This window comes from Dietzia sp. KRD202 (assembly GCF_017168155.1).
GTDB lineage: Bacteria > Actinomycetota > Actinomycetes > Mycobacteriales > Mycobacteriaceae > Dietzia > Dietzia kunjamensis.
This window is the reverse complement of the sequence record NZ_JABFAN010000019.1, coordinates 240,600-248,764: the sequence shown is the minus strand read 5'-3', so window position 1 is coordinate 248,764 and position 8,165 is coordinate 240,600. Positions and strand designations below refer to the sequence as shown.

Genomic DNA, 8,165 nt, shown 5'->3' with positions numbered 1-8,165 from the left:
GGTCGCCTCGAGCACCTGCGCGGAATCGCCCTGGGCTTCCGAAACCTCAACCACTACATCTTGCGGTCACTGATCCACTCCGGTCAGCTTCAGGACCGGATCAATGCACTCTGATTCCGGAAGGGCCGGTTAACTGGAGGGGTCCGCCGGGGCGAGACGGATCGAGAGTGCCTCGCAACGAAGTTTTCGTTGCGAGGCACTCTCAGTGGGTCAGAATTCCGAACAATTCTTCTTACGGGATAGTAAGTCCCCACGCCGCGCGGGCATCGCGGCCCGAGTAGTCAATTGCAATCGACTTCTCATTGGTGTACTCGTTGATGGCATTCGGGCCCATCTCACGGCCGAATCCGCTCTGCTTCACACCTCCGAACGGCAGTTGGCCTGACAGGGCGTGCCAGTCATTGATCCATACGGTGCCAGCCTCAAGTCGATGCGCTAGGTCCATTGCGACCGTATAGTCGGTGGTCCAAACGCCGGCCGAGAGTCCGTACTCACTGGTGTTGGCCTCTGCCACGACGGCATCGATATCGTCGTATGCCATCACTGAGACCACAGGGCCGAAAATCTCCTCCGTAGTGATCTTCATGTCAGGTGTGACGTCGGTGAAGATTGTCGGAGGAACCCACATGCCTTCCCTGTTCAGGTCAGCAGGAAGTTCGGCCTGGAATGCGACGGTTGCCCCATCCTTCTTACCGCTGTCAATGAACCCTTCCACGCGTTCCCGCTGAGCTCGGTTCATCAAGGGTCCGATGTCGGTGCTCATATCTGTGGGATCACCGATAGTGAGCTGCGATGCGCGCTGGACAAGGCGATCAACGAACTCGCGATAGATGGTTCGGTGGACGAACAACCGGGTGCCGGATTCACATGCTTGGCCGGCGTGGACCAAGAAGGCCCAGAGTGATCCGTCTACCGCCAGGTCGAGGTCGGCGTCGGGGAGCACGATGTTTGCTCCCTTTCCGCCGAGTTCCATGGTGACCTTCTTGACACGCTCTGCAGCGTTCGCCATGACCGTCCGTCCAGTGGCAGTGGACCCCGTGAATGAGACCTTCCGGACCTTTGGGTGCTTGGTAAGATGCCCACCGACTTCGGCTCCATCACCAGTGATGACATTGAATACGCCATCGGGCAATCCCGCAGCCTTGAGCACCTCGGCCAAGATGAGAGCCGTTGACGGCGTCTTCTCGTCGGCCTTGAGCACGACAGAGTTGCCCGCTGCGATTGCCGGGATCGACTTCCACACCGTGAGGAGCAGTGGAAAGTTCCACGGAACGATTCCTGCGACGACGCCAATCGGTTCACGACGAATGATGCCGACTACGCTGCCGCTTACCATGGTCGGCTGATCGGTGACGTGTCGTCGCGCCAGGTCGGCAAAGTAGCGGATATGCATGACTGGGAAGCCGACAGAGAGACCTTGAGCGAGCCTGACCGGTGTGCCGTTCTCTCGCGAGGCGAGCAAACTGATTTCTTCGGCGCGGGCTTCGATCGCATCCGCTGCGCGGTCGATTACCGCCGCCCGCTCATGCATCGGAGTTTCGCGCCAGCCGCTGCTGGCGAAAGCCGCTGCGGCGGCTTCGACCGCAGCGTCGACCTCCGCGGTTCCTCCCTTGGCTAGCGTGGCAATCACCGTGCCATCACCCGGGCTGACCACGTCATAGGTTTCGTCGGTATCGACAGACTTGCCGTCAATGAAGAGTGAGTAGTGCGTCATGTTCCCAGAACCAACTTTCTGAACTTGAATGTGTACTCAGCTTCCTTAGCCCAGGAAAGTGTCCTGTGGTGTGTGGTGCTGGTCATGAAACTCAAGCCTCTTCGTAGGTGATGATGCCGCGCAAATTTTTGCCATCCAACATGTCTTTGTATCCTTGGTTAACCTGGTCGAGGGTGTAGGTAGTAGTGACCAGTTCGTCGAGCTTGAGTTCTCCCTCCATATACCAGTCGAGCAGGCGGGGGATATCAATGCGGGGATTCGATGATCCGAACAGACCGCCGCGGATTTCCTTCTCGTACAAGGTGAGGGTTAACAGATCCAGGTCGACCTTGATTTGATCGCCCGGTGCACTCGAGGTCAGAACCAGCACTCCCCGTTTGCCGACCAGCTTCAGTGCTGGCTCCACCAGCTCGCCCTCAGCAACGCTGGTGGTCAGGATGGCCCGATGCGCCAGGGTGCCCCGAGTTAGCTCCGCGATAAGGGGCAGGGCTTCCTCCATGCTTGCGGCCACATGCGTTGCGCCGAACTCCTTGGCGCGCTCTCGTTTGTAAGCCACAGTGTCGATCGCAATGATGTTCTTGGCACCTGCGAGGCGGGCACCTTGTACTGCGTTCATGCCGATTCCGCCGACGCCAATCACGGCCACCGTGTCTCCGGGCTGGGTGCCCGCGGTGTGAAATGCCGAACCCCACCCCGTCGTGACGCCACACCCTACGAGCGCGGCCCGATCAAGCGGAACATCGTCACGGATCTTGATGACATTGTCCTCGTGGACAACAACATACGGGGAGAAGGTTCCCAGCAAGCACATCGTCCCTACGCCTTTGCCACGCGCTTGGACCCGGTGGGTCCCGTCCGAGAGCGCCACTCCTCCGAAGAGGTGGGCTCCGAGATCGCAAAGATGCGAATGTCCACTGACACAGGAGTAGCAACGGCCGCAGGAGGGGATAAACGCCAGCACGACGTGGTCGCCCGGCACGATTCCCTTGACTGCGGAGCCGACTTCCTCAACGATTCCGGCGCCTTCGTGTCCACCGACCATAGGCTCCAAGCCGACAAAGATGCCGGAGTCGATATGGTCGTCCGAATGACAGAGCCCCGACGCTGCGAGTTTGACTCGTACTTCATCAGGCCGAGGATCACCCAGTTCGATCTCTTCGACTGACCAACCCTTGTTCGCGCCAGGCTCCCAGCAAATCGCGCCTCGTGTTTTCATCAGAAAAATCTCCTGTCTCTTCTCGATATTCCTCAGTCGCTCCGCGCGGCCAAGGAGGTTGATAGGAACAAATGGGGATGTCAAAATTTGCTACACGCTGGCCGATTCAGTGTGTGGAGAACCACCATCCCTGATAGCAGTCGCTGTCATAGCCAACCTTCTCTCGCTGAGGTTGTTTGAGCGAACAAGCCAGGCCCACTCGGCTGACCCACCACGCGCTGCCACTCCCAAACGGACGACTGTGTCCTGCGCCACAAGTAGAACACAGACCACATCTTGCCGCAAGCAATATCGTACCGATTGGTACCGGATCTGTTGGCGTGACGCGATACCTCGCCTACAAGGATTGACAAGGGTTCATCCAGCCTCTCGGTGGGACTGAGATTCCACAAAGAGACCGTTCAGTACATTTATGCCAAACAGTGCGGCGCACATTCAGAGCGAACCAACGGCCTCCGGTCAAGACTTCGTCCACGACACCATCCACCCCGTCGCGCCTCCGCCAACCCGCGGGTGTTGAGCCGGACCAGGAACTCGCGCCAGAAGTCAAACGACTCACTGTCGCCGACCACGGCACCGAGCATCTCGCGGGCCCCATCGATCGAAACCCCGGTCGCCACCACCAAGGCGTGAGAGACCACATGAGCACCAAGATTCGGGACTCGTTCCCCTCAAGCGAGGCGGCGATCAAGCTGATCTACCTGGGCATCCGGAACATCGAGACCACCCGCGGTGGCGAATTCGGCACCGGCACCCAGGGATGGCACCGAGCGGTGAACGCCTTCGCCGTGCAGTTCCCCAACCGACTCCCACTCTGACCACCCGGCAGAGCGGGCTAGCTGACCGGCCCCTTACGCAGGAAACCTTGACACGCCCGGAGCCGCCTTGGGGTGTACCAAAAATCTTGGACAGCCGCTTGATGCGAGAGGATCAAGCTCATGGCACCACGATCACGTCGGAAGTTCAGACCGCAGTTCAAGGCTGAGGCCGTGCAATTGGTTATCCAGTCCGAGCGCTCCATCGCCGAGGTCGCCGGGGAGCTGGAGATCCAACCCCGGCACGTTGGGAAACTGGGTGCAAAAACACCGCCAAGACAACCCGGAACCCGGGCTCGGCCTCCGTCCGGCCGATCATGGCCGGCTGGAGGCGCTGGAAGAGCAGAACCGCAAGTTGAAGATGGAAAACGCGTCCCTAAAAAGCCGATTTAGACTCAAGTCGTCAACGCAACACCAAGCAGTTCATGGTGGAGATGGACAATGGTCAAGGTCGGCCGTCACCCAAGCACCCGCCGCGACGAGCACAGTCGAACAGCTACTCGCCGCTTAGATCAAACAGAAGTTCAAAAGAGATTGACACCGAGCGCTGCGCCATTAATTCGTTGGGTAATGCGTAGGACACTGGGAGTCTGTCGTATTGCAGCAGATAAGTCCCCCGGACTTTGCGTGCACAGCCTCGCTCGGCGAGCCACGGCACTGCCGTCCTTGATACCACTGCAATGAGGCGTGAAGGGGCCAAGTGACGAAGTCTCGGCGTGAGAAGTTTGCGAACGGGGGCACTGCCTGGCGGAACGATGCTGAGCGAACCCAGCCATGTTGCGAGCGCTACAACCGCATCCTGCTCGAGGAATGGGCCCGTGCCCGGTCCTGCCGAATTGTGTATGACCGCGCAGCCCGGTTATCGGAGTTTGTCACCTGACCTGCACCACCGCCTTGCCGCGGATGCCCCCCTTCCCGAGATCCGCGAGAGCGGTGGGCAGTTCGTTGAAGGAGTAGCGCGCACCGATATGTGGATTTACCAGCCCGGCCTCGACCATGGGATCGAGGGACTCGGCTTGGGTGCGCATGAGATCCGGGTCCAAGCCCACGAAGGCGCCGAAGGCCGCGCCGAGCACACCGGCGTTGCGTAGGAGTAGCCGGTTGACCTTGATGGAGGGGATCTGGCCGGCCGCGAATCCCACCACGAGCACGCGCCCCTCGGGGGCCAGGGCCCGGACGGACTCGTCGAAGAGCCAGTCGCCGACCGGGTCGAGCACCATATCCACGCCGCGGCCGCCGGTCCGCTCTCGGACCTCTGCGGAGAACCCGGGTTCCAGCACGATGGTCTCCGCCGCACCGGCGGCCACCGCGATGTCGACCCGGCTGGCGCTTGAGACCCCGGCGATCACCCGCGCCCCGAGCCCCGCCGCCACCTGGATCGCCGCGGTGCCGACGCCGCCGCCGGCGCCCATGACCAGAACCGTCTCGCCCGACTGCAGGTTTCCGCGGCGGGAGAGGGCGAGGTGCACCGTGTGGTAGTTCACGACCATCGCAGCAGCGAAGTCGAAGTCCACCCGGTCGGGGATACGCACCACCGCATTCAGCGGGACGGCGGCTTGCTCGGCGAATCCGCCCTCCCACACGAAGGCGGCCGCGCGGTCTCCGGGAGCCCAGCCCGACGCTGCCGGAGCAGCCACGACAGTGCCGGCGATCTCGCACCCCGGCACGACCGGCAGTTCCGGTCGGTGCTGGTACTGGCCGCGGGTCATGAGCAGGTCCGGAAAGTTCACTCCCACTGAATGGACCTCCAGCAGCAGTTCGTCATTTGTTGGGGTTGGCGGGTCGATATCGGTGAGGGCGAGACCGGCCGGGCCGGTGTAGTCGCTGAGGACGAAAGCGCGCACGCGCGTCTCCTTCGGTGATGGGTTGGCGGATCATGGAGTCGGGTAGACGAGGTAGACCGTCTGGCCGATCATCGCCGGCCGGTCCTGGCCCTCGATGTCCACGCGCACGGACACCGTGTACTGGACCCCGCCGTCCTCCCGCTGGCGAGTGGATTCGATCGCGGCGGCCAATGGCGTGGCCCGACCATTTCAACGCGCAACGTTGGGCAGAATTCGGACGATGGGGCCCCACGCGACGAGCCACATTCTCGGGGGCCTCCTTTTTCGGGGGTTCGGGAGCGGTCGGTCAGACCGGCGACTCGTCGCACAGGCTCCTGGGCCGGCGCGGCGGGGTGGTGATGAGCGTCAGCGGCACGGGACCCGTGGGCTGCTTGCGCGCGGCCAGTCCGTTCACGCGGGAATGATCCTGCGACGCCGGGGGGATATTCCGCTCGGCCTCGAGCAGTCCCTCGCCGTATCCCTGGACGCACTCCGGGTCCGGGCCGTCCATGGGCAGGCCGGTGAAGAACTTGGCCGCCATGCAGCCGCCCCGGCAGCTGTCGTAGAAGTCGCAGGACGCGCACGCCCCGGCGGACTGGGGCTCGCGCAGCTCGCGGAAGAGCTCAGAGGTCTGCCAGACCGACTCGAAGCTCCCGTCGGCCACCACATTGCCGGCCAGGAAGTTGTCGTGGATGGCGAAGGGGCAGGCGTAGACGTCGCCGATCGGGTCGATCAGGCACACCACGCGACCCGCACCGCACAGGTTGAGGCCGGGCAGCGAACCCTGGCCGTCGCCGAAGGCGGACAGGTGGAAGAAGCTGTCGCCGGTCAGGACGTTCTCGCCGTTCGCGACCAGCCAGTCGTAGAGACCCCGCTGCTGCTCGGGGAGCGGGTGCAGCTCGTCCCAGACGTCGGCGCCGCGGCCGGAGGGACGCAGTCGGGTGATCCGGAGCGTCGCGTCGTACCGGTCCGCCAGGGCCTTGAACTCGTCGAGCTGGGTGACGTTCTGCCGGGTGACGACCACCGAGATCTTGGCGTCGGTGAACCCGGCGTTCTGGAGGTTCTCCAGGGCCCGGACCGCCATGTCGAACGACCCCGGCCCGCGGACCGCGTCGTTGACCTCGGCCGTGGCGCCGTCCAGGGAGATCTGCACGTCGACGTAGTCGCTGGCGGCCAGTCGCTGCGCCACCTTCTCGTCGATCCGCACGCCGTTGGTGGAGAACTTGACCCCGACCTGATGACTCGTGGCGTAGTCGACGAGCTCCCAGAAGTCCGGGCGGACGGTGGGCTCGCCACCGCCGATGTTGACGTAGAAGACCTGCATCTTCTGCAGCTCGTCGATGATCGCCTTGCACTGCTCGGTGCTCAGCTCACGGGGGTCGCGCTTACCCGACGAGCTCAGGCAGTGCACGCACGCCAGGTTGCAGGCGTAGGTGAGCTCCCAGGTCAGGCAGATCGGCGCGTCGAGCCCGCGCTCGAACTGGTCCACGAGACGGCCGACGGGAGCGGGCGCGGTCGTGGTCGGCGCGGTGGCCGCCGGGCGGTTCAGCGTGCTGGTCATGAGGTCTCCTCGATCATGCGCGAGGCGGCGAGCTGGCCGAGCGCGTGTAGGTACAGCCTTGCGGTACCCGGATCGTCGATCGGCACACCGGCGGCAGCGCACGCGGCGCGCGCCGTGGGGTGGTCGGCCAGGATGCGGACCACCTCGACGATGGTCGGCGACTTGAGGAAGCTGAGCTTGCGGGTGTGGAAGTGGTAGAGCAGGGCCCCGAACGGCACAGGCCGCAACGCCACTCCGGGGTGCAGGCGCCAGTCGGCATCGAGATCGAAGGCCGCTGTGGCGGCTTCCTGTTCGGCGTCGGCCGGCGCTGCTGCGGACGTCATTTCAGTAGACCCCGCACATGCCGTCGATCGAGACCTCTTCGATGAGGGCCTCTTCCAGCACGACCTCGGTGTTCTGCGTGTTCTCCACGACGATTCCTCTCGTCGAACCAGATGTGCGCTTCACCACTTGGGTGAGATCTACATCATATTGACACAGGGTGCCAATGGCAAGGATCACGGCACTGGCGTCTGCTTTCGAAGTCGGTTAGGGCTGGGCATTATGAGTTCTGACGCACCCGAAGAAATTTCCACGGCCCAGAGTTATGCGTCTTGTTCGATGGTGGCCACATGGCCGGCGGCGCCAAGGTAGGCGGCATCGCGTAGGGCCGCCTCGAGAACCCGGACATACGGGAGACGTAGTTCAGCGGCCATGCCGTCGAGCGTGGTTCGGGCCGGCAGGCCGCGCAGACCGTGGGTGCGCCACAGGTGCAGATTCTGGCGGGTGATCCCGGATTCGCCATCGGACCGACCTCGGATCATCTGCGCGATGCGCACCTGCTCGCAGGTCAGGCGCAGCCCGAGTTCAAACGAGCTGCGAGCCATTAGGGGAGGTGTCGAGTTCGCACGATCGACAACTCGACACCCTTAGGTGGAAGGTCTGCGTATTAGATTCATGCGTATTCGAGTCGGCAGGCAGGGGCCGTCCCTGGCCGTTGTTCCGAGCGGGTTCTCCCGCAGGGGGAGGCCGGATCACAACGTGCGGCCGGTACGGT

General features: G+C 63.1%; 9 protein-coding genes and 2 pseudogenes. 2 read left to right on the top strand and 9 right to left on the bottom strand.

Going from position 1 to position 8,165, the window contains the following annotated elements:
* Nucleotides 1–232: 232 nt before the first annotated feature.
* From J1M64_RS16860 to J1M64_RS16850, 3 genes and pseudogenes are all read right to left on the bottom strand, one after another.
* The gene (locus J1M64_RS16860; protein WP_006897513.1) at nt 233–1,714 is read right to left on the bottom strand and encodes an aldehyde dehydrogenase; all 1,482 of its coding nucleotides are present in this window, start codon (nt 1,712–1,714) and stop codon (nt 233–235) included.
* A 91-nt stretch (nt 1,715–1,805) separates the two neighbouring features.
* Nucleotides 1,806–2,930, bottom strand: a complete 1,125-nt coding sequence (locus tag J1M64_RS16855) for an NDMA-dependent alcohol dehydrogenase (RefSeq protein WP_006897512.1) — start codon at nt 2,928–2,930, stop codon at nt 1,806–1,808.
* Between the two features lie 503 nt (nt 2,931–3,433).
* A pseudogene (locus J1M64_RS16850) lies at nt 3,434–3,583 on the bottom strand (transposase); the annotation flags it as partial.
* On the opposite strand from J1M64_RS16850, the pseudogene J1M64_RS16845 reads away from it, so the two are divergent.
* Nucleotides 3,578–3,748 (top strand): annotated as a pseudogene (locus J1M64_RS16845) (IS256 family transposase); the annotation flags it as partial. The pseudogenes J1M64_RS16850 and J1M64_RS16845 overlap by 6 nt on opposite strands.
* 120 nt (nt 3,749–3,868) lie before the next feature.
* Nucleotides 3,869–4,138 carry a transposase gene (locus J1M64_RS20585; protein WP_082924011.1) on the top strand — a complete coding sequence of 90 codons (270 nt, stop codon included), beginning with the start codon at nt 3,869–3,871 and terminating at the stop codon, nt 4,136–4,138.
* Between the two features lie 479 nt (nt 4,139–4,617).
* On the opposite strand, the gene J1M64_RS16835 is transcribed toward J1M64_RS20585, so the two are convergent.
* The 6 genes from J1M64_RS16835 to J1M64_RS16810 form a co-directional block, all read right to left on the bottom strand.
* On the bottom strand, nt 4,618–5,589 hold the full coding sequence (locus J1M64_RS16835) for an NADPH:quinone oxidoreductase family protein (protein ID WP_067718214.1): 972 nt from the start codon (nt 5,587–5,589) through the stop codon (nt 4,618–4,620).
* Nucleotides 5,590–5,619: 30 nt separating this feature from the next.
* Nucleotides 5,620–5,760: a hypothetical protein gene (locus J1M64_RS16830; RefSeq protein ID WP_156523614.1), complete on the bottom strand. Its 141-nt coding sequence runs from the start codon at nt 5,758–5,760 to the stop codon at nt 5,620–5,622.
* A 115-nt stretch (nt 5,761–5,875) separates the two neighbouring features.
* Nucleotides 5,876–7,129, bottom strand: coding sequence for a mycofactocin radical SAM maturase (mftC, locus tag J1M64_RS16825; protein WP_067718211.1), 1,254 nt, complete (start codon nt 7,127–7,129; stop codon nt 5,876–5,878).
* Nucleotides 7,126–7,452 carry a mycofactocin biosynthesis chaperone MftB gene (gene mftB, locus J1M64_RS16820; protein WP_067718209.1) on the bottom strand — a complete coding sequence of 109 codons (327 nt, stop codon included), beginning with the start codon at nt 7,450–7,452 and terminating at the stop codon, nt 7,126–7,128. The genes mftC and mftB overlap by 4 nt, the downstream gene beginning before the upstream one ends.
* A 1-nt stretch (nt 7,453) precedes the next feature.
* Nucleotides 7,454–7,540, bottom strand: coding sequence for a mycofactocin precursor MftA (gene mftA, locus J1M64_RS20010; RefSeq protein ID WP_067716580.1), 87 nt, complete (start codon nt 7,538–7,540; stop codon nt 7,454–7,456).
* A gap of 173 nt (nt 7,541–7,713) precedes the next feature.
* Complete coding sequence (locus tag J1M64_RS16810) at nt 7,714–7,995, bottom strand: XRE family transcriptional regulator (RefSeq protein WP_206474892.1); 282 nt, start codon at nt 7,993–7,995, stop codon at nt 7,714–7,716.
* Nucleotides 7,996–8,165 lie beyond the last annotated feature (170 nt).

Coding starts and splice junctions, on each gene's coding strand:
- J1M64_RS16860 (WP_006897513.1), bottom strand. CDS start 1,714: ATGACGCACTACTCACTCTTCATTGACGGCAAGTCTGTCGATACCGAC.
- mftB (WP_067718209.1), bottom strand. CDS start 7,452: ATGACGTCCGCAGCAGCGCCGGCCGACGCCGAACAGGAAGCCGCCACA.
- J1M64_RS16810 (WP_206474892.1), bottom strand. CDS start 7,995: ATGGCTCGCAGCTCGTTTGAACTCGGGCTGCGCCTGACCTGCGAGCAG.
- mftC (WP_067718211.1), bottom strand. CDS start 7,129: ATGACCAGCACGCTGAACCGCCCGGCGGCCACCGCGCCGACCACGACC.
- J1M64_RS16855 (WP_006897512.1), bottom strand. CDS start 2,930: ATGAAAACACGAGGCGCGATTTGCTGGGAGCCTGGCGCGAACAAGGGT.
- J1M64_RS20585 (WP_082924011.1), top strand. CDS start 3,869: ATGGCACCACGATCACGTCGGAAGTTCAGACCGCAGTTCAAGGCTGAG.